We start from the raw sequence: 19,739 nt of genomic DNA, 5'->3' as shown, positions 1-19,739 counted from the left end.
AGATTTTTTTGATTACAACAGGTTATTTATCATTTTACATTTATAATTTCAAATCCGCCACGGCGGATTTTTTCTATCCTGACCAGCTTTAAATAGAATCAATTTATTACCATCTAAATCATTCAAATGTGCTTCGCGCCATTTCCAAGATTTGTCTTCAGGTAGGCTTGTAAATTCAATTCCTTTTGTTTGTAATGTAGCAACAGTTGCATCTAAGTCATCATTTTCAAAATACAAGGTAACATTGTTACTTTCAGACATTTTTTCCACGTGATGGATAGAAAAAGTAGCCTCTCCATCTGGGCATTCAAACCGAACATATCTAGGAAGTGCGTCTACAATGAGACGCAATCCTAGTTTTGTGTAAAATTCTGTTGCTTTGGCAACATCTATAGACGAAATTGTAACTTGATTTAAATTCATAAGCTCAAAAAATTAGTTTTTAAATAAAAGATATTATAATCCTTTTTGCGTTCTTTTATGCAGCCAAATGGCTAAAAACATAGCAACAATACCATAGAAACCAGTAACTAACCAATTGACTTGATAACCATATATACCTACAATCTCTAACCCAATTTTAGGACTAAAAATGTGTGCCACAGAAAAAGCCATTGCATACAATGCCATGTAACTTCCTTCATAACCTTCTTTTGCTCTATCAAGAGCAAATCTGTTCGTGTAAGGAAAACCTAACATTTCACTTAAAGTCATAAGTATAATATTTATAATTAAAATCCCAAACCAGAAGTTTTGATACAATACCAAAAAACTCACTGTAAGTAAAATACAAGATATTATGATATACTTAGTAATGGGAATCCTTTGCTTTTCTAAATAATTAAGAAGAGGCATTTCGAAAACTACAATTATTGCTACATTGAGAAATAAAATAATTCCAATTTTAAATTCGTCAAGATGAAATATTTCATCATAATATAATGGTATAGTCGTGAATAACTGAAAAAATGCCATTCCAAAAAGAAAACAAATAAAAGAGTGAATCCAGAAAGAAAAATCTTTGTATACAGCATTTTTATCTATGTTTTCTTGCTTACTACGTATTTCAGATGGTTTTATTTTTGGGTCTTTTACTAAAAAACTAAATAGAAATATAGCTAAAATACAAGTTAAGCCATCAATCCAAAATAATAACCCATAACCTTTCATTACTATAAGTAGTCCAGCTAAAGTTGGACCAATTCCCATACCAGCATTTATAGCTAATCGAATTAAGCCAACAGATCTTGTTTGATTATCGGGTTTACTATAGGCTTTTATAGCTACAAAAATTGCGGGTCTAAATGTATCCGCGATAGACATAGTCACTAAAATACCTATACAAAATCCCCAAAATGAATGGATATGTTGTAATGAGATAAAGCACAATCCTGTTAAGAAAAGGCTACCAACCATTATTTTGTAAAATCCGAAGATGTCTGTTAATTTTCCTCCTAGCCATGATCCAATCACTGAACCAATACCGAAAAAGGCAAAGATAGATCCGATATCAGTTTCAGAAAGCCCCATGTCCTTTTTAAGATACAATGACAAAAACGGAATGACCATCGTTCCCGCTCTGTTTACTAATGAAATGAGCGCTAGAAACCATATTTCTTTTGATAATCCTTTGAATGAATCAATGTAATTTGAGTACATTTTTTTCATGATTCGTGTTTTTTGGTGGTTGTTTTTTTAATTTGAAATACTCTTAAAAATAAAAAAGTCCGACGGTGAAGTCGGACTTTTTAAATTGTTATATGTGATAGTTATATCAACACAATATATAAGTGCCCGAGCTCCTTATCCAAGAAGATCTTTGTACATACTTATTTACCGTGTTAATTCTCATTTTTGTCGTATTTGAATTCAAAACTACATAAAAAATGTACACAAAAAATAAAAATCTTCAATTATTTGATGACAAATCGTATTTTTGAACTTATTCTATTTTTAAAATTGTCTAATTAAATTGAATTGTAAGTGATGAAAAATATCTGTCTGATTTTGTGTTTTTTAATACTGAATGTAAGCTGTGCACAAGAAAAAAGTGAGTTAACTGGTGAAACTGAATTTCAACGTGAATTGAATGCTGATTATAAAGATGCATCTAAATCACCTTTGACGAAAAAAGATTTGAAAACATTCAAAGCATTAGAGTTTTTCCCTGTAAATAATCAATTCAAAGTAACTGCAAGTTTCAGGCTAACAAAAAGTTCAAAACCTTTTAAAATGGCAACTTCTACAACACGAACACCTATATACAGATGTTATGGTATTGCTACATTTACAATAAATGAGAAAAAATATTCTTTAGAAGTATATCAAAATCAAGACCCAAATAGAGATCCTAAATACAAAGATGATTTATTTCTTCCATTTACAGATGAAACTAACGGATTTGCTAGTTATGGTGGCGGAAGATATATTGATTTAAAAATTCCAACGGGAAATACTATCGAAATTGACTTCAATCGCGCTTATAATCCATACTGTGCGTATAGTGATCGATATTCATGTCCAATTCCACCAAGAGTTAACTTCTTAAAGACAGAAATAAATGCAGGTGTAAAAGCGTATAAAAAGCATTAAATGATATTCCTGCGAAGACAGAGGAATCTAATCAAAAATATTTTACAACATACATTCCTAAAAATACAGCGGCAAAGCCTATCACAAAACTTGCTATTGTATAGAGAGCGAATGTCATAAAATCACCTGATTTTAAAAAGACATGATTTTCATAAGCAAATGTAGAGAAGGTTGTGAAACCACCACAAAAACCTGTAGCAAGTAATAAGGTATGTTGTTGACTAATAGCTTCGTTTTTGGCGGCCATTCCTAAAATGATTCCAATTAATAAGCTTCCTAAAATATTAGCTGCAAACGTACCAAATGGAATTCCAGAAGCAGAACTATTAAAGTATTTACCTAACAGAAAGCGCAAAACACTTCCAAATCCGCCACCAAGGAAAACCAATAAAACTTGTTTCATTTGTTTATTATTAAAAATAAGAAGATTGTCTAAAAGTAAGCATTACGTACAGTTTAGACAATCTTCAAGTATAATTATAAATGTTTTTATTTCACAGGATAATAAATATCGGTTTGTACATCTTCAGGTTTTACACTACCAGGATCATTTACATACAATTCCCAGATAGGACCGTTTTGAGTTAAATTTTTACTAGCCATATATCTATTAATAGCTGTATGTGCTTCATAATCTCCAATTCCATACATACCATATTTTGAAATCATTACAGAATTCCCTGATGGTAAATCAACAGCTGTCATACCTTCTCCAGGAGTAATATTCTTTTTTAACATTACACCAATATAAAATTCTGCTTCTTTGGTTTCTTCGTCCCATTTTGTATATACTGCACCTGGAATAATATCTGCAGGCGTTAGTTTTTGAGACATTGCATATTCAAATGCTTTTGGCAGAAACTCTCCAAACAGTTTTGTCATATTTGCCATTGCAGCATCAGTAGTTGTTTCTTGGTAATATCCAATAAATTTTTGCGCAGGTAAGTCATTTGTATGTATATCACCTAATCGGAATTTTTGTGGAGGATTTTTTTCTAATTCAGCTAATACTTCACGTTCAATACTAACAAGTCCTTTTTCTTCCATATCGCCCAACATTTTATCCATTCCACCACCTAATGCAGCAAAAAACTTAAAAATAAAAGCAGTTTTGTCACTTTTCATTCCCCAACTTACTTTGGTTCCTTCTGCAACTTCTTCAAACGTCCAATACACATCTGTTGGTTCATAATCACCAAATTGCATCTGTTGTTCTATAGATTTATTTTGTGTTAAACTCACAGTTTTCATCTTTCCAGGACCATCTTTACTTGTCCATGAATAATTTGCACCAACTCCAGAAGTTTGCTCATTATACGTGACTACAATTGTAGAATCTTCCTCCATCCATGGTCCCCAAGCTTCCCAATTTCTATAATCATTTATATTATTAAAAACAGTTTCTATAGGAGCCTTAATAACTTTGCTTCTGACTACATCATAATCATTGGGTCTGGTTGCTACATAAATAGCGCCAGCAACGAGTACTACGAGTAGTAGTAAAAGTAAATACTTTAAGATTTTCATATTGTTTGGGTTGTTTAGTTAGTAATGCTAATGTACAAATTTTTAATGTTTTATTGAATTGATTACATTTGTGGCTAAAGAATAGCGATTTTACATAAAATAGTCGCTTTATTTTTATATTTTCCAAAACCAAATAAAGAACAGATGAAATTAAAATCAATTGCAGGAATAGCACTAGCCGCAGGAATGCTATTTTCTTGTGGAGAAAAAGAGGCTGAAGTAAAGGTAGATCCGTATGAAGCTCAATTTATTGAAGTAGCTGAAAACGGAAAAATGGATTTCCAAGTAGAGCAATTTTCTGATATAAAAGTATTGCGATATGAAATTCCTGGATTTGATGAGTTGACGTTGAAAGAAAAAAAGTTAGTGTACTACATGACGCAAGCTGGACTTTCTGGTAGAGATATCATGTGGGATCAAAACTATCGTCATAACTTAACGATAAGAGAAGCATTAGAAAGTATTTATGCTAATTATGAAGGAGATAAAGCATCTGACGATTGGAAAGCTTTTGAAACATACATGAAGCGTGTTTGGTTTTCAAACGGAATTCATCATCACTATTCAAATGATAAGCTAAAGCCAGAATTTTCAAAAGCATATCTTGAAAGTTTATTAGCTGATACAAAAACTGAATTAACAGGAGAAGCTTTGGAAGTAATCTTTAATGATGCTGACAACAAAAAAGTAAACAAAAAAGATGGTGTAGATAATGTATTAGTATCTGCAGTAAACTTTTATGGACCAGACATTACAAGTGCTGATGTAGAAGAGTTTTATAAAACAGCATACAAAGGACCAGAAGGACAGCCAGTTGAAGCGGGATTAAACTCTAAGTTAGTTCGTGAAGATGGAAAACTTGTTGAAAAAGTATGGAAGTCTGGCGGAATGTATGGAGCTGCAATTGATAAAATTATCTATTGGTTAGAAAAAGCACAAGGTGTTGCTGAGAACGAAAAGCAAGGAAAGACGTTAGGTTTATTAATTGAATATTACAAAACAGGAAGTTTAGACACGTGGGATCAATACTGTATTTCTTGGGCAACTTCTACGGAAGGAAATATTGATTGGATCAATGGATTTATTGAAGTATATAATGATCCAAAAGGATACAGAGGTTCATACGAAACAATTGTACAAATTAAAGATTTTGATATGTCTAAAAAAATGGCAGTACTATCTGAAAATGCACAATGGTTTGAAGATAACTCTCCACTAACTGACAGTCACAAAAAGAAAGATGTAGTTGGAGTTTCATACAAAACAGTAAATGTTGCAGGAGAAGCTGGAGATGCTTCACCAAGTACGCCAATTGGTGTAAACTTACCAAACAACAACTGGATTCGTCAAGAGCATGGTTCAAAATCAGTTTCTTTAGGGAATGTCATCAACGCCTATGCACAAGCTGGTGGATCAGGAAGATTAAAAGAATTTGTTCATGATGATGAAGAATATCAATTAGAAGAAAAATACGGAAAATTAGCTGATAAATTACACACTGCTTTACACGAAGTAATCGGTCATGCTTCTGGTCAAATCAATAAAGGAATTGGGCAACCAAAAGAAACGCTGAAAAACTATGCTTCTACAATGGAAGAAGGAAGAGCTGATTTAGTTGGATTGTACTATTTAATGGATCCAAAATTAAAAGAACTTGGATTAGTTGATAATACAGAAGGTGTTGGGAAAGCAGCATATGATGGTTATATCAGAAATGGATTGATGACACAATTAATTCGCTTAAAATTAGGTGATGATGTAGAAGAAGATCACATGGTAAACAGACAATGGGTTTCTGCTTGGGTTTTTGAAAAAGGCGCAAAAGACAACGTAATTGAAAAAGTAACACGTGATGGAAAATCATATTATAACATTAATGATTATGTGAAACTTCGCGAACTATTCGGACAATTATTACGTGAAACACAACGTATCAAGTCTGAAGGAGATTTTGAAGCTGCAAGAGCATTAGTAGAAGGTTATGGAGTAAAAGTTGATCAAGCAATGCATGCGGAAGTATTAAAGCGTAATGAAGCGTTTAAATCGGCTCCTTATAGTGGATTTGCAAATCCTGTATTAACTCCAGAAACAAATGAAGAAGGAGAAATTACAACAATCAAAATTCAGCAACCAGCTGCATTTGATAACCAAATGTTATACTATGCAAAGAATTATAGTTTCTTGACGGACAAGAAATAAAATTTAGAAGTATATTTACACAAAATATAAAAGGGTGCATTCGTGCATCCTTTTTTATACCATAAAAACTCATGATCAAACAAGGAAACATCGTAGATATCTTCAATAAGAAAATCTACAAAGGAGAAGTTCACGTTCAAGATGGAAAAATCACAAATATTGTGGCAAAAGATCATAATGTGGAGACATATATCGTTCCCGGATTTGTAGATGCACATATTCACATTGAAAGTTCGATGTTGGTTCCTTCTGAGTTTGCACGTTTGGCAGTTTTGCATGGAACTGTTGCAACCGTTTCTGATCCGCATGAAATTGCAAATGTATTAGGAAAAGCGGGTGTTGAATTTATGATTGAAAACGGAAAAAAAGTGCCGTTTAAGTTCAACTTTGGAGCGCCTTCATGTGTGCCAGCAACAAGTTTTGAATCTGCTGGAGCAATCATTGATTCGGATGACATTAAAGAGTTATTGGCAAAGCCAGAAATAAAGTATTTGGCGGAAATGATGAACTATCCAGGTGTATTATTTGATGATGCTGAAGTAATGAAAAAAATTGCTTGGGCAAAACACTTTAACAAACCAGTAGATGGACATGCGCCAGGATTACGCGGAGATGATGTTTCAAAATATATTGCTGCCGGAATTTCTACAGATCATGAATGTTTTACCTATGATGAAGCACTAGAAAAGTTGCAAAAAGGTATGAAAGTCATTATCAGAGAAGGAAGTGCTGCCAAAAATTTTGAAGCGTTAATTCCATTATTAGATGAACATTATAAGCAAATGATGTTTTGTTCGGATGACAAACATCCTGATGATTTAATAGTTGGCCATATCAATGAATTGTGCGCACGCGCAGTAGCAAAAGGAGTAGATATATTTAAAGTATTGCAAACGGCTTGTGTGAACCCTGTGAAACATTATAACTTAGATGTTGGACAATTGCAAGTGAATGATGTTGCTGACTTTGTAATGTTGGAAGATTTAAAAGATTTTAAAGTACTAGAAACATATATTGACGGAGTTTGTGTTGCCTCAAACGGAACTTCATATATAGAAAGTGTTCCATTTGAAATTCTGAATAATTTTAATACATCAAAAAAGAATATTGCTGATTTTCAAGTGAAAGCTACAAAAAGTCAAATTCGTGTTATTGAAGCGTTAGATGGAGAATTGGTTACAAACGAATTAATTCTTGATAACTTAATCAAAGATGGAAACCTAGTTTCAAACGTAGCAAAAGATATTTTAAAAATGACTGTTGTGAATCGTTACAATGACGATTCGCCAGCCATGGCATTTATCAAAAATTTCGGATTAAAAGAAGGCGCTATTGCTTCTTCTGTCGGACACGATTCACATAATATTATTGCAGTTGGAGTTTCTGACGAAGCTATTTGCAAAGCAGTAAATCTTTTGGTTGAAAACAAAGGTGGTATTTGTGCCGTTTCAGACACATCATCAACAGTAGTTTCTTTACCTGTAGCAGGAATTATGAGTGCAAAAACAGGTTGGGAAATAGGTGAGGAGTATGCTGAGTTAGATAAGTTAGCAAAGCAAATGGGAAGTACATTACGTGCACCATACATGACCTTGTCGTTTATGGCATTATTAGTAATCCCGTCGTTAAAACTTAGTGATAAAGGATTGTTCAACGGGACTACTTTTGAGTTTACTTCGTTAGAAGTTTAACCAATTTCATAAAAAGTTTTTGACTTTTCCGAGTATTTTTTCCTTTTTCCGAAGTATAGCAATTATTTTTCGTTAAAAACTTTTGAAGCCTTGGAAGAAATTTAGAAAAATAATTTGCGGTTTTAGTTTTCGATAGAAAAACTAAAAATACCTCTGGGGAAATTCCCTTTCTTTTGTTTCTTTTCTTTGGGAATGCAAAGAAAATGAAAAATTGAAAATCAATTATGTTTAATAATGTGTTTGTGTTTTTCTGTCTTAAAATTGATAAATTACTTTGCTTTTACAGCGCCAACACCAAGTGTGAATCGATAACCAACTTGCAATTGGAAAAAGGAATCACTTCCAGAACTGATATCTCTAATACTTTTCATTCGAAGAAAAATGGATTGCGATTTGTCTAATCCAGGATAATAGAAGACTTCAGCTTTGACCGCTTGTGTTTTTAATCGACTTGGATCTACTAATGAGAATTCTGAATAATCACCAATATAACTGTAGAGTTTTACTTCATATCCTAAATTTAAACCGAAATTATTAAATCGTTTTAGTTCAACGAGTAAACCAGCTCCATAGCCCAATGTTTTAAAATTGATTTTGTCTAATGTTGGATCTGCTTGCACATTTGTTACATTATAGCTAAACGGAAGATATATTGATGTCCAAAATGGAGATTCTTTAAACGTTCTGAAATTTAATAGATTAATATCTAGTCCCATTTCTAAGTTTGATCGTTCTAAAAGGCCTAACTTATTTGAGTCAAATTCATATATGTTTGTACTAGTGTTTAAAGTAGATTCAATGAAGTTTTTATCTTCATCAAATCGGGAATAGCGAACATACGGTGACATTTTTTTAATTACATATATAGCAGTTCTTGGAAAGTTAAACGGGCGGATAAAGAAATCTGCTTTTCCTTCTATTTGAAATAATCCATTTGCTTCATCGCCAAATAATCCTAAAAAGTCAGTATACGTACGAATATCTAAAACATGTTGTAAATTGTTATTATTAATAATTTGATAGCTTCTACGTCCAGTGTTATTCAATTCTTGAGTACTTCCAGAAGGAAATTTATATGATACATCATCCGGAACATAATTGCTTCCAACACTTGGATGATAATCTAAAACATCTGTATATTTTACCAACAATTGTTTCATTGCAGCTTCATTATAAATAGCTTGTCCATCTTTGCTTACATAATGTGAAAATTCAAGATAAGCTCTATAGGAAGCTTTGCGTGTATAATCTAAAATACTCACAGGCTTTGTACCTTCAAAATAAAAATGTGTATTTCCATCTTCCGATTTTAAAACTAATCGTGTATCAACAATACCGCCTTCACGCAATTCAACTTGAACAGATTCGAATAATGCGCCGTCAGGAATTTGTTTAATTAATGAATCTTTAATCGGTTTTACTGTGATTGAATCTTTATCCTTATTTTCTATTTTTTTAATTTCAATAGCACGAATTTGTTTTAAAGTCAACGCATAGCTGCTATTGTCAGAATCACTATTGGCATCTTTCAATAAATCTTTGAACTTGTCAATATCTTTACTTGATTTGTGTCTTTCAGAGTAATAAAAATTGATATTTGCTCCATTACCTGGAACTTCAAACGTGCCTAAATTCGTTTTACTGTCAATACTAAAAACATCAGCTAATACTTGCGTTGCAGCACTATTGCTAAACAAACTGTCCACAGGAACAGGATTGTTATTCCCTATAATGATAAAATCATTTGGATTGCGTTCAGGTGTTTCTGGAATGTATAATTTACACTCGCGTGTTTTGTACTTATCTAGCGTAGAATCGGGAACATTTTCATACTCTTTCAAATATGTTCTATACGTTGTAAAATCTGTACATTGCTTATAAATACTATCATTCCACTTTTTTGAAGTCGCTTTTTTTGTATTAACTTCTTCTGTTTTTACTTTAATAATAGAATCATTAATAGTATTGCTTATTTCATCTTTTAATTTGTCGATTTCAAGATCGACAGCATCTTTTTCATCAATTAGTTTATAGATAGCTTTTTGTTTTGCTTCTAGTTTTGGAATAAATAAGCTATCTGGAATTGTTTGTGCAGAAAGTATTGAAACACAGAAAAGGCTTAAAAAAGAAAGTAAAAATGATTTCATAAATAATGTCGGTTGTCGTTAGTTTGTATAAAAATAGTGTTTTTTCTGTAATAGAAACAATACTTATGTATGAGGATTTTTAAGTTAGTTAAGAGGAACATCAATCAAAATAGTAGTTCCTTTTTTCAAAGTGCTATCTATTGTTAATTTTCCATCTAAATGTTTGATACGTTTTTTGATATTTTCTAAACCAATTCCAGCATCTTTCAAATGATCAGTCTCAAACCCTTTTCCGTTATCTTCTACGATAATATTTAAATTTTGAGAATGTTGCGTGAGTTGAATCGTAGCGTTTGAAGCTTCGGCATGTTTAATGATATTTGCAATCAATTCCTGAATCATTCGAAATAATGATAACTCTAATGAATTCTCCAATCTGTCTTCCAATCCAAAAGAAACGACTTCAATGTCAAGTGTATTGGAACTACTAATCTTTGAGGCCATATTGGTCACGGCAACCAACAATCCTTGATTTGCAATGACACCAGCGTTTTTTGCATGCGCAATGGTTCGTATTTTATCATATGCTTCATCGAGTAACGAACTTGTTTTTTTGACAGCATCTTCGTTTTGTGCCGTTTCAATATTGTCAAAATGTAATTTTACGGTTGCCATCAACGCACCCAAATCATCATGCAAATCTTCAGCGATGCGTTTTCGTTCTTTCTCCTGACCTTCAATCATGGCGTCAATACTAGAGAGTTCCTGTTCTTTCAATAACGTTGAAACTTTCTGCTCTTCTAAATCTTTTGCTTGTTCGGCAAGCAATTGTTTCTTACGAGTATTTTTTTGGATGAGGTATGCGGAGATGATGACTAGGGCTAGGATTGCTAGGGAGATTGTAAGGAATGTGTTTGTTGTGGCATTTTTAGTACGTAATTCAGCATTTTCATAACGTTCTTTAGATTCTGCAATTACCTCATTCTGTTCTTTGTTATTTATACTGACTCCTAACTTAATAAGTTTTCTAAGGTAAATCGATTCATTCTTATAATCTTTAAGACTATCATAAACATCTGCCATATTTCTGTAAAAAATGACTTTAGTTTTTGCTACATTTTCTTTTAGAGGAATTGAATCTGCCTTTTTTAAATATTTAATTGCCTCGTCAAAAAGTCCTATATATTGATAAGATCTAGCTTGATTGTTATAATTTGAAGCAATTGTATTAAAAACTTCTGCTTTTTTCAATCTCACAAGAATAGGTATGGCCTTTTTTGTGTAATAAAGCGCAGAATCTTGATCTTTTATGTCTGTTTCTGTAAAGACTGCTCCTAAATTCATATATGAATATGCAATATGTAAACTATCTTTTACATCTGTAGCCTTTTTTAATATTTTATTGTAATAGAAGTAAGCTTCTTTTCCTTTATCTTGATCAAGAAACTTTTCTGCTATTTTATAATCTACGGATCTTAAAGATTCATAATCATTATTTGACTGTCCATATTTGACCAACTCTTCAAGTATTTTATCTGTATTTATACTTAAGTCGTTTTGATGATATAGTATCGCGAGTAATAATATGTTACAATCCATTTCGTCATCAACTTGTCCCAAACGATTGAATTCCTTTTTAGCTTTCAAGGTATATTTATAAGCAATATCATGCCTATCAATTATTGATTGATTATCAGCATAAAAATAATACCACGTAGCTTTATCATAAGAAGAAAGTTTAGTAGTATCAATAGATTTTAATTGCTCCAAAGCAATATCAAAATCCTTATTTTCTAACGAAGTCATTATACCTTCAAAATTAAAATCTTGGGAAAAGCAAAATCCAGTAATAAAAAATATTACTGGAAATATAATTGATTTACTTGTTTGAATAAGCTTGAGAATCATCCTCCCACGACTATTGTTCCTCTTCTAGTTTTGGGAGTATCGCCATCAAATTCACATATATAATTATCTCTACAATCTCTAGAAGAAGAATTAAAAGAGAAAATATATTTAGATCCTTTTTTAAATGGGATTTTATCAATATCATTAAATAATATCGATGATCTACTATACATATCTGTTGTCTTAGTAGATAATTGAATCAATATTTGTTCATCATTTGGGTGCTCTATTCTAGCACACTTATGAACTTTACATATTTTATACATTCTATCTATATTATCTAAATTTTTTAAAGTAAAATCTATTCCTATAATGTTTTCTCCTTGCCATTTAAAATTAGCAATTAAGATTATTTCTTTTTCATCATTATCTTGAAAAATGATAAATGGATGAGTAGTTCCTATTTTTAATATATGAGTTTCTCTTTGCATAATATTATATATAAATTTTAAATTAGTAGTATTTTTTTTATCCTAAATTCATCCGTAAGGCTAGTTACTATTGATTGTGTTTTTTTATAAAATATTTCCTGCTTATGCTTAAATTTGTGATTGAAAATATAATTAATATTGTTAGCTACAGTTAAATCTCGTTCATCAACTTGTCCTAAGATTACTTTTCTATTAAATGTCCTTCCAAAATTTAGCCCTATCACTTTATTATCTTCATTTAATACTGTTGAGCCTGAATCTCCATAGTCTGTATTTCTTGTAATAAGGATTTGTTTTTTATGTATTCTCCAACCTTCATTATCATCATAATCATAAATACGAACAGTTGCATTCGATGATATGACCTTAATGTCTATTTCATTCTGAGACATCCTACCTGATGTAATACCATTATGAGTAACTTTCATTCCGATTTGCGGATCTGAAAGTAGTTTATACTTTGAACTAGAATCCGAACTCACATTTTTATTATTTGGATAATCATTAAGTTTTACTATAGCAGCGTCTCTGTAAAAATCATTTGACATCCAATGTAATAGACCTATCTCTTTACCCATATTATCAAAGACTTTATCTCCTAATTTTGCTTGTGGGTACGAAAAGATATGCTGATTAGTAATTCCAAATAATTTATTTTTAAATCCCCTTAGCTCAAAAAAACCTCCTAGCGTTGCTGCATCTCCACCTCTTGAAACAATTTCATTATTCTTTATGTATTTAACATCACCTTTCTTAATTGAATTAATTACTGCTTTTTCATGCTCAATTAATTCTTTAGATGTAGGTTGGACTACTTTAATATGTGAAGAGATTGAATTAGATATCCTTGGAGGAAAAGAACTCACAGCTGATTCCACTTTATTTCTATTTGAATCGGAAATATCTAATTCTGAATCTTCAAGAAAAGTTTTAAAGTGATTCTTAATGATAGATTCTAAATCTGATGGTACAGGAAAATGTGTCGGTATAATATTATCTTTGAACATACCAAAGTAAATTTCTAAATCAGATAAGCTATCATTATCTAAGCATACAAAATTATCATTTTGACTACTATTATTATGATTACATGCTTGAATATCGTATCCTGCATAACGTACTCCAATTTCTAAAGCATACCCTTTATTGTCATGCTTTTTTACCTCAACAACAGCTATGTACACGACATGCTCACATCTTAATAAAAAGCTCTCATAATGTTCTAAAACTTGACTAGCTACCTTAAATGAATAATAAAAATTTTCCATATACTTGATTAATTACACTACAAACCTCCCAAAATTCTCTCAATCAAACCATACCCAACCATAGGTATTCTGTAAAATCTACCATCCTAAAAAGCATATTTCTGCTCTATAGCATAACCCAATAATTCATTAGCGCCTTTTAAACTGAGCTTTTGAATCATGTTTTTTCGGTGTGTATCAATCGTAGATTTTGCAATAAACAAAGTATCTGCGATTTCTTGAGAAGTTTTTCGTTGGGCAATTAAAGCCAGAATTTCCTTTTCACGACGAGATAAGATGGACTTAGAACTATTCTTAGAAAGTTGCTCAATATTCAGTTTGGCGTCATAATACGTTTTATTATCTGCAAGTGTTCTGATGGCTTCCAAAACGATTTTTAAAGGAGAATTTTTCAAAATATAACCTGTCGCACCAGCTGCTAACATTTGTTGCACAGCTTTGTCTTGGTCGTACATGGTAAATGCCAATACTTTAATATGTGGAAATTCTTTTTTGATGTGCGTAGTTGCGATAATTCCGTCCATTTTTGGCATTCGGATATCACAAATCACAATCTTTGGCTGTTTGAGTCGGACAATCTTTAACAACGATTCACCATCATTAGCATGTCCTACAATACTAATATCTTCTTCGTATTCCAAATACGATATTATTCCATCAATAAGTGCTTGATGATCTTCTGCAATAGCGACTGTAATCATATGTTCGGGTTCTAAAAATTACAAACAAACTATAATGCTCCGAATATAAACTAGAACGATTTGGGAATCCTATTACTGTAAAACTGTAATAAACGTATCTATATTTTGGTAGTGATTAGTTAGTTTTCCTACAATTTACAAAAAAATATGGAATAGAAAAATGAAGTATAACTAGGAAACGATGAATTTCTTAATAATGACTATGGTAATAATGAAGAGAATAAAAACAGCTAAAATGCGTAAACTTCCTTTATAGTAACGTTTGTGAAGTTGTAAATCTTTTCGATATGCATAAATCATAATTGCAGTAAAAACAATTACAAAAAAAGCGGCGAAAATCAACTGACCAGAAGTAAACATAAATTGTGGTATTTTTGACAAAATTACAAATTTCACGCATCTTTTTATGAGTAAAAAAGCAATAGTTTTTGGAGCAACTTCTGGAATAGGAAAAGAACTAGCTAAAATGTTAGTAAAAGATGGATTTCAAGTTGTGATAACTGGTAGAAGGATAGCGCTTCTAGAGGAAATTAAGGTAGAGAATCCAGCACAATATATCATTCAGCAACACGATGTTCAAGAACTAGAAACAACAGAAGTCATTTTTGAAAAGATAGTAAAACAATTAGGAGAAATTGATTTGATTATTCACTCTTCAGGTATTGGTTATGAAAACCCTGAATTGGAATGGGAAAAAGAAGTTGAAACGCTACAAACGAATGTAATTGGCGCTACCAAAATCTATAATCTTGCATTTAAACTATTCAAAAAACAAGGTTTTGGACAGCTAGCATGCATAACTTCTATAGCTTCCTTAAGGGGAAATAGACATGCGCCAGCTTATTTTGCTTCAAAAGCATATCAAGTAAATTACTTAGAGTCTTTATATTTTAAAACGAAAGAAATAAAAGGTGGAAACGTTTACGTCACAGATATTCGTCCAGGTTTTGTAGATACAAAAATGGCCTTAGGTGATGGGATTTTCTGGATGGCTCCGTTAACAAAAGCTTCAAAACAAATTTACAGTGCCATAAAAAAGAAAAAAAGAAAAGTGTATATTTCGAAACGCTGGAATTTAATGGCTTGGATTTTAAAAATAGTACCATCTTGGGCAATTAAGAAAGCAATGTAAAATTTGAAATAAGCATATACAAAATATAAATACAATTAGATGAAAAGAAGAATAGAAGCCGTTACAGAATTTCATACAGCATTTGGTTTAGGAATGAAAAATACGCCAACTGCCGATATAGGAGAAGCAAGAAATATGTTGCGTTTTAACCTAATGAAAGAAGAAAATGAAGAATATCTTGAAGCAGCTCAAAACAATGATTTAGTAGAAGTTGCTGATGCGTTAGGTGATATGTTATACATTTTATGCGGAACGATTATCGAACACGGAATGCAAGAAAAAATTGTAGAGGTTTTTGAAGAAATTCAACGAAGTAACATGAGTAAACTTGGCGCTGATGGAAAACCAATCTATCGTGAAGATGGAAAAGTACTAAAAGGTCCAAATTACTTCAAACCAAATATTGCTGAAATACTAAAAGATAAATAATATATACGTTATGCGAAACTTGATTTAACAGTTCATAAAATAATGCGTGACCTTGAATCAAGTGTAGTTTTTGTTTTTCCGTAGTATAGTAAGTGTTTTTCGTTAAAAATTTTCGAAGCCTTGGAGAAAATTTAGAAAAATAATTACGGTTTTAGTTTTCGAAAGAAAAACTAAAAATACCTCTGGAAAAATTCCCTTTCTTTTGTTTCTTTTCTTTGGGAAAGCAAAGAAAACGAAAATAAAAACTATAAAATTATTACAAGAGTATAAAATTAAAGACAAACAAAAAGGTGACTCAATTGAGTCACCTTTTTAATTTATATCATAAGCTAACAACCAAAAATCAGTAGTTAGCAACTAAATTTATACTTTAAATCTCCAACCATGTGGATCTTCAGAAACATTATACTGAATATCCATTAATTTTTCCTTAAAGAAAGATGCGTACGAATCTTCAAGTTTTGGCAACTCAAATTCATCTCCTGCATGTTCAAACCCTGAAATTGGGTTAATAACAGCCGCAGTTCCTGCACCAAAAATTTCTTTCAATTCCCCATTTCTTGCAGCTTCTTTAATTTCGGCAACCGTAACACGACGAATATCTACGTTAATATTATTATCTTCTGCTAATTGAATCAAACTCTTACGCGTAATTCCATCTAAAATACGATCATTAGTAGGCGCTGTCAATAATGTATCTCCAACTCTAAAGAAAATATTCATTGTTCCAGCCTCTTCTAAATAATCATGTGTGCTTGCATCTGTCCAAATAATTTGTTGGTAGCCTTTTGCATGTGCTAAACTTGTTGGGTAAAACTGTGCTCCGTAATTTCCGGCAGCTTTTGCAAATCCAACACCACCATCAGCAGCTCTACTAAATTTCTCAGCAAACAATACCTTTACTTCGCCAGCATAATATGATTGTGCAGGTGAACAAATAATCATAAACTTATAAGCATTTGCTGGAGAAGCAGAAATTGCAGCTTCTGTAGCAATTACAAATGGTCTTATATATAAAGAATTTCCTTTTCCTTTTTTGATCCAATCTTTTTCTAAATGTAATAACTGTGTCAAACCTTCAAAGAAAAAATCTTTTGGAAACTCAGGAATTGCCATACGATGCGAAGATTTATTAATACGAGAATGATTGTCTTCAGGACGAAACATCCAAATTTCATCTTGGGCATCTTTAAAAGCTTTCATTCCTTCAAAAACAGCTTGTCCATAATGAAAAACACGTGCAGAAGGATCAATAGTCAGTGGCTGATATGGCATAATTTCTGGCGTTTGCCAAACACCATCTTTATAATCACATACAAACATATGATCAGTGAATATTTTCCCAAATTCTAGATTATCAAAATCTACATTTTTGATTTTACTCTCAGAAACTTTGGAAATTTTTATATCAATAGAAAGGTCACTCATCATATAATTCTTAATTTTGTGCAAAGTTACGAATAATTAGCTTTAAAAGAATCTTAGTTTTCAACAAAAATTCGACTATAAAATTAAAGATTCATAATAAAACAGTAATAATTTTAAGAAATATTTAATAAAAATGAAGAAAATTGTATTTTTAGGATTGGTCTTATTAGCATTTGTAGCCTGTAAAGACGCAAAAAATAACGGAAAAACGACAGAAGGAACGAAAGAAGTAAAAAGTCAAGATATGGCATATTCTTCTTTTGGAGATAAAATTGATGCTGAAAACGTATTAACTTCTGCACAAATCAATGACAAGTATAGCAACTTAAAAGTTGGTGATACGCTAAATGTGAAGTTCACATCAAACATTAATTCTGTATGTTCTAAAAAAGGATGTTGGATGCGTTTAGACGTAGGTGAAGAAAAAGAAGTAATGGTGAAATTTAAAGATTACGGATTCTTTATGCCGCTTGACGCGAAAGGTGAAGTAATCGTAAATGGAAAAGCATTTGTTCAAGAAACTTCTGTAGATGAATTAAAACACTATGCAGAAGATGCTGGAAAATCAGCAGACGAAATTGCTGAAATCACAGAACCAAAAAAGACACTTTCATTTCTTGCTGATGGTGTTTTACTGAAAAACTAAGCTTGAAACGAAAAATTATCACCACAAAAGATGGATCAACTACGATTCATCTTGAAGAATGGAATGAACAATACCATTCTACACATGGTGCTATACAAGAAGCCAAGCATGTTTACTTACAAACTGGCTTACATCATTTACAAAACACGTTCAATCCTGATCAAATCTCTATTCTCGAAATAGGATTTGGTACAGGATTGAATGCTTTTATAACCTATTTAGATGCACAGAAAAGAAAGCTAGATATTACTTATCATGGTGTCGAAGCGTATCCTGTCGCTTCCGCAGAAATAACACAGCTCAATTACATATCGGAACTCAATGCTGAAGATGAGAAAGAAGTTTTTGAAAAAATGCATGTGTGCGAATGGGGAAAAGAAACAATGCTTTCTGAAAACTTCAAACTATTGAAACGACAACAATTCTTTGATCAAATAGAAGACAAAGAAAAGTTCAACCTAATCTATTTTGATGCATTTGGTGCACATGTGCAACCTGAACTATGGACAGTTTCAATCTTTCAAAAAATGTATACTGCATTACAAAATAAAAGTGTTTTAGTAACCTATTCCGCTAAAGGAAGTGTACGGAGAGCTATGCAAGAAGTAGGCTTCAAAGTAGAGCGACTTCCGGGTCCACCAGGCAAACGGGAAATGCTTCGTGCTACAAAAATTAACTAATATTTAGGATTCTAAACAGAATGCAACTCTTTAATTGTATTCTTTTTAGCGTATTTTTACAGTGATAAAGAAAAAATCCCATGCAAATACTTATCTGTGGTGCAACAGGATTAATTGGTTCGGCATTAACAGAGCTATGTATTCAGCAAAACCATACAATCCATTACCTAACAACTCGCAAAAGTAAAATTGAACAATCAGATCAAAAAAAAGGATTCTATTGGAATCCCGCTGAAGGCGAAATTGACAAAGCTTGTTTTGAAGGCGTAGATGCAATTATAAACCTTTCTGGTGCTAGTATAGCCAAACGTTGGACACAAGTTTACAAAGAAGAAATTATGAGCAGTCGTGTGAATACGGCGAATATCTTGTTCAAATCATTACGAAACATGGAGAATCATACAATAAAACACTATGTTTCTGCTTCTGGAATAGCAATTTATCCATGTTCACTTACTGAATATTACAAAGAAGATACTAAAAAAGAAGCTACAGACTTTTTAGGAGATGTTGTAAAACAGTGGGAATTACACGCAAATCAATTCAAATCATTAGAAATTCCTGTAACAATTTTGCGTACAGGATTGGTGTTCTCAAAAAATGGCGGCGCTTTAGTAGAAATGGTTAAACCTGTAAAATATGGAGTTGGCGCAGCAATAGGTTCGGGAAAACAATGGCAATCATGGATTCATATTGATGACATTGCAAGCATGTATTTGCATGTAATAACAGAAAATTGTACTGGAGTTTACAATGGAGTTGGCCCAAATCCGACAACAAACAAACTACTCACAAAAGAAATCGCAACGGTCTTAAAAAAACCTTTCTTTTTGCCAAATGTACCAAAGTTTATGATGAAATTGATCTTGGGTGAAATGAGCACATTACTATTTTCAAGTCAACAAGTAAGCGCTGAAAAAATTGAAGCAACTGGGTTTAAATTCAAGTACAGTGAACTCAATCCTGCATTGATGAGTATACTCAAAAAATAAACCGACACGAAGTCGGCTTATATTTCAA

At 32.0% G+C, this 19,739-nt stretch carries 19 protein-coding genes; 8 read left to right on the top strand and 11 right to left on the bottom strand.

What is annotated here, in order from left to right; all coding sequences use genetic code 11:
- Window positions 1-48 precede the first annotated feature (48 nt).
- Together ACUUYC_RS24890 and ACUUYC_RS24885 are read right to left on the bottom strand one after the other, a co-directional pair.
- On the bottom strand, window positions 49-423 hold the full coding sequence (locus ACUUYC_RS24890) for a VOC family protein (RefSeq protein WP_474270425.1): 375 nt from the start codon (window positions 421-423) through the stop codon (window positions 49-51).
- A 33-nt stretch (window positions 424-456) separates the two neighbouring features.
- Window positions 457-1,668, bottom strand: coding sequence for an MDR family MFS transporter (locus ACUUYC_RS24885; RefSeq protein WP_474270423.1), 1,212 nt, complete (start codon window positions 1,666-1,668; stop codon window positions 457-459).
- Between the two features lie 318 nt (window positions 1,669-1,986).
- Here ACUUYC_RS24885 and ACUUYC_RS24880 point away from each other — a divergent pair, with 318 nt between their 5' ends.
- Window positions 1,987-2,592: a DUF1684 domain-containing protein gene (locus ACUUYC_RS24880; RefSeq protein WP_474270421.1), complete on the top strand. Its 606-nt coding sequence runs from the start codon at window positions 1,987-1,989 to the stop codon at window positions 2,590-2,592.
- A gap of 31 nt (window positions 2,593-2,623) precedes the next feature.
- Here ACUUYC_RS24880 and crcB read toward each other — a convergent pair whose 3' ends face one another.
- Both crcB and ACUUYC_RS24870 read right to left on the bottom strand, forming a co-directional pair.
- Window positions 2,624-2,995, bottom strand: a complete 372-nt coding sequence (crcB, locus tag ACUUYC_RS24875; protein WP_474270420.1) for a fluoride efflux transporter CrcB — start codon at window positions 2,993-2,995, stop codon at window positions 2,624-2,626.
- Window positions 2,996-3,081: 86 nt separating this feature from the next.
- Window positions 3,082-4,119: an SRPBCC family protein gene (locus tag ACUUYC_RS24870; protein ID WP_474270418.1), complete on the bottom strand. Its 1,038-nt coding sequence runs from the start codon at window positions 4,117-4,119 to the stop codon at window positions 3,082-3,084.
- 144 nt (window positions 4,120-4,263) lie between these two features.
- Here ACUUYC_RS24870 and ACUUYC_RS24865 point away from each other — a divergent pair, with 144 nt between their 5' ends.
- Window positions 4,264-6,318 carry a dipeptidyl-peptidase 3 family protein gene (locus ACUUYC_RS24865; protein ID WP_474270416.1) on the top strand — a complete coding sequence of 685 codons (2,055 nt, stop codon included), beginning with the start codon at window positions 4,264-4,266 and terminating at the stop codon, window positions 6,316-6,318.
- Between the two features lie 71 nt (window positions 6,319-6,389).
- Complete coding sequence (gene ade / locus ACUUYC_RS24860; protein ID WP_474270415.1) at window positions 6,390-8,009, top strand: adenine deaminase; 1,620 nt, start codon at window positions 6,390-6,392, stop codon at window positions 8,007-8,009.
- Between the two features lie 269 nt (window positions 8,010-8,278).
- Here ade and ACUUYC_RS24855 read toward each other — a convergent pair whose 3' ends face one another.
- From ACUUYC_RS24855 to ACUUYC_RS24830, 6 genes are all read right to left on the bottom strand, one after another.
- Window positions 8,279-10,156: a hypothetical protein gene (locus ACUUYC_RS24855; RefSeq protein ID WP_474270412.1), complete on the bottom strand. Its 1,878-nt coding sequence runs from the start codon at window positions 10,154-10,156 to the stop codon at window positions 8,279-8,281.
- An 84-nt stretch (window positions 10,157-10,240) separates the two neighbouring features.
- Window positions 10,241-12,004, bottom strand: coding sequence for a tetratricopeptide repeat-containing sensor histidine kinase (locus ACUUYC_RS24850; protein WP_474270411.1), 1,764 nt, complete (start codon window positions 12,002-12,004; stop codon window positions 10,241-10,243).
- Window positions 12,001-12,435: a hypothetical protein gene (locus ACUUYC_RS24845; RefSeq protein WP_474270409.1), complete on the bottom strand. Its 435-nt coding sequence runs from the start codon at window positions 12,433-12,435 to the stop codon at window positions 12,001-12,003. The genes ACUUYC_RS24850 and ACUUYC_RS24845 overlap by 4 nt, the downstream gene beginning before the upstream one ends.
- 17 nt (window positions 12,436-12,452) lie before the next feature.
- Window positions 12,453-13,703 carry a trypsin-like serine protease gene (locus ACUUYC_RS24840; RefSeq protein WP_474270407.1) on the bottom strand — a complete coding sequence of 417 codons (1,251 nt, stop codon included), beginning with the start codon at window positions 13,701-13,703 and terminating at the stop codon, window positions 12,453-12,455.
- 86 nt (window positions 13,704-13,789) lie between these two features.
- Entirely contained in the window at window positions 13,790-14,404 is a 615-nt protein-coding gene (locus tag ACUUYC_RS24835; RefSeq protein ID WP_474270405.1) for a response regulator, read from the bottom strand.
- Window positions 14,405-14,575: 171 nt separating this feature from the next.
- The gene (locus ACUUYC_RS24830; RefSeq protein ID WP_474270584.1) at window positions 14,576-14,764 is read right to left on the bottom strand and encodes a hypothetical protein; all 189 of its coding nucleotides are present in this window, start codon (window positions 14,762-14,764) and stop codon (window positions 14,576-14,578) included.
- Between the two features lie 46 nt (window positions 14,765-14,810).
- On the opposite strand from ACUUYC_RS24830, the gene ACUUYC_RS24825 reads away from it, so the two are divergent.
- Both ACUUYC_RS24825 and ACUUYC_RS24820 read left to right on the top strand, forming a co-directional pair.
- Window positions 14,811-15,536 carry an SDR family NAD(P)-dependent oxidoreductase gene (locus tag ACUUYC_RS24825; protein ID WP_474270404.1) on the top strand — a complete coding sequence of 242 codons (726 nt, stop codon included), beginning with the start codon at window positions 14,811-14,813 and terminating at the stop codon, window positions 15,534-15,536.
- A gap of 39 nt (window positions 15,537-15,575) precedes the next feature.
- Entirely contained in the window at window positions 15,576-15,965 is a 390-nt protein-coding gene (locus tag ACUUYC_RS24820; protein ID WP_474270402.1) for a pyrophosphohydrolase domain-containing protein, read from the top strand.
- Window positions 15,966-16,328: 363 nt separating this feature from the next.
- Here the strand turns inward: ACUUYC_RS24820 and ACUUYC_RS24815 are convergent, their stop codons facing one another.
- On the bottom strand, window positions 16,329-17,393 hold the full coding sequence (locus ACUUYC_RS24815; RefSeq protein WP_474270581.1) for a branched-chain amino acid aminotransferase: 1,065 nt from the start codon (window positions 17,391-17,393) through the stop codon (window positions 16,329-16,331).
- A gap of 133 nt (window positions 17,394-17,526) precedes the next feature.
- On the opposite strand from ACUUYC_RS24815, the gene ACUUYC_RS24810 reads away from it, so the two are divergent.
- From ACUUYC_RS24810 to ACUUYC_RS24800, 3 genes are all read left to right on the top strand, one after another.
- Window positions 17,527-18,039, top strand: coding sequence for a DUF4920 domain-containing protein (locus ACUUYC_RS24810; RefSeq protein ID WP_474270400.1), 513 nt, complete (start codon window positions 17,527-17,529; stop codon window positions 18,037-18,039).
- Between the two features lie 2 nt (window positions 18,040-18,041).
- Entirely contained in the window at window positions 18,042-18,719 is a 678-nt protein-coding gene (gene mnmC2 / locus ACUUYC_RS24805) for a tRNA (5-methylaminomethyl-2-thiouridine)(34)-methyltransferase MnmC2 (protein ID WP_474270399.1), read from the top strand.
- 80 nt (window positions 18,720-18,799) lie between these two features.
- A complete protein-coding gene (locus ACUUYC_RS24800; RefSeq protein ID WP_474270397.1) occupies window positions 18,800-19,711 on the top strand; it encodes a TIGR01777 family oxidoreductase in 912 nt (303 codons plus the stop codon).
- The last annotated feature ends 28 nt before the right edge of the window (window positions 19,712-19,739 follow it).

The organism is Kordia sp. E, from assembly GCF_056033805.1.
This window is presented reverse-complemented; position numbering and strand designations above follow the sequence as displayed.

Bases quoted from the DNA above. Each gene is read 5' to 3' on its own strand.
- ade (WP_474270415.1), top strand. From the start codon at position 6,390: ATGATCAAACAAGGAAACATCGTAGATATCTTCAATAAGAAAATCTAC.
- crcB (WP_474270420.1), bottom strand. From the start codon at position 2,995: ATGAAACAAGTTTTATTGGTTTTCCTTGGTGGCGGATTTGGAAGTGTT.
- ACUUYC_RS24835 (WP_474270405.1), bottom strand. From the start codon at position 14,404: ATGATTACAGTCGCTATTGCAGAAGATCATCAAGCACTTATTGATGGA.
- ACUUYC_RS24840 (WP_474270407.1), bottom strand. From the start codon at position 13,703: ATGGAAAATTTTTATTATTCATTTAAGGTAGCTAGTCAAGTTTTAGAA.
- ACUUYC_RS24830 (WP_474270584.1), bottom strand. From the start codon at position 14,764: ATGTTTACTTCTGGTCAGTTGATTTTCGCCGCTTTTTTTGTAATTGTT.
- ACUUYC_RS24880 (WP_474270421.1), top strand. From the start codon at position 1,987: ATGAAAAATATCTGTCTGATTTTGTGTTTTTTAATACTGAATGTAAGC.
- ACUUYC_RS24800 (WP_474270397.1), top strand. From the start codon at position 18,800: ATGCAAATACTTATCTGTGGTGCAACAGGATTAATTGGTTCGGCATTA.
- ACUUYC_RS24825 (WP_474270404.1), top strand. From the start codon at position 14,811: ATGAGTAAAAAAGCAATAGTTTTTGGAGCAACTTCTGGAATAGGAAAA.
- ACUUYC_RS24850 (WP_474270411.1), bottom strand. From the start codon at position 12,004: ATGATTCTCAAGCTTATTCAAACAAGTAAATCAATTATATTTCCAGTA.
- ACUUYC_RS24810 (WP_474270400.1), top strand. From the start codon at position 17,527: ATGAAGAAAATTGTATTTTTAGGATTGGTCTTATTAGCATTTGTAGCC.
- ACUUYC_RS24855 (WP_474270412.1), bottom strand. From the start codon at position 10,156: ATGAAATCATTTTTACTTTCTTTTTTAAGCCTTTTCTGTGTTTCAATA.
- ACUUYC_RS24815 (WP_474270581.1), bottom strand. From the start codon at position 17,393: ATGAGTGACCTTTCTATTGATATAAAAATTTCCAAAGTTTCTGAGAGT.
- ACUUYC_RS24865 (WP_474270416.1), top strand. From the start codon at position 4,264: ATGAAATTAAAATCAATTGCAGGAATAGCACTAGCCGCAGGAATGCTA.
- ACUUYC_RS24845 (WP_474270409.1), bottom strand. From the start codon at position 12,435: ATGCAAAGAGAAACTCATATATTAAAAATAGGAACTACTCATCCATTT.
- ACUUYC_RS24890 (WP_474270425.1), bottom strand. From the start codon at position 423: ATGAATTTAAATCAAGTTACAATTTCGTCTATAGATGTTGCCAAAGCA.
- ACUUYC_RS24885 (WP_474270423.1), bottom strand. From the start codon at position 1,668: ATGAAAAAAATGTACTCAAATTACATTGATTCATTCAAAGGATTATCA.
- ACUUYC_RS24870 (WP_474270418.1), bottom strand. From the start codon at position 4,119: ATGAAAATCTTAAAGTATTTACTTTTACTACTACTCGTAGTACTCGTT.
- ACUUYC_RS24820 (WP_474270402.1), top strand. From the start codon at position 15,576: ATGAAAAGAAGAATAGAAGCCGTTACAGAATTTCATACAGCATTTGGT.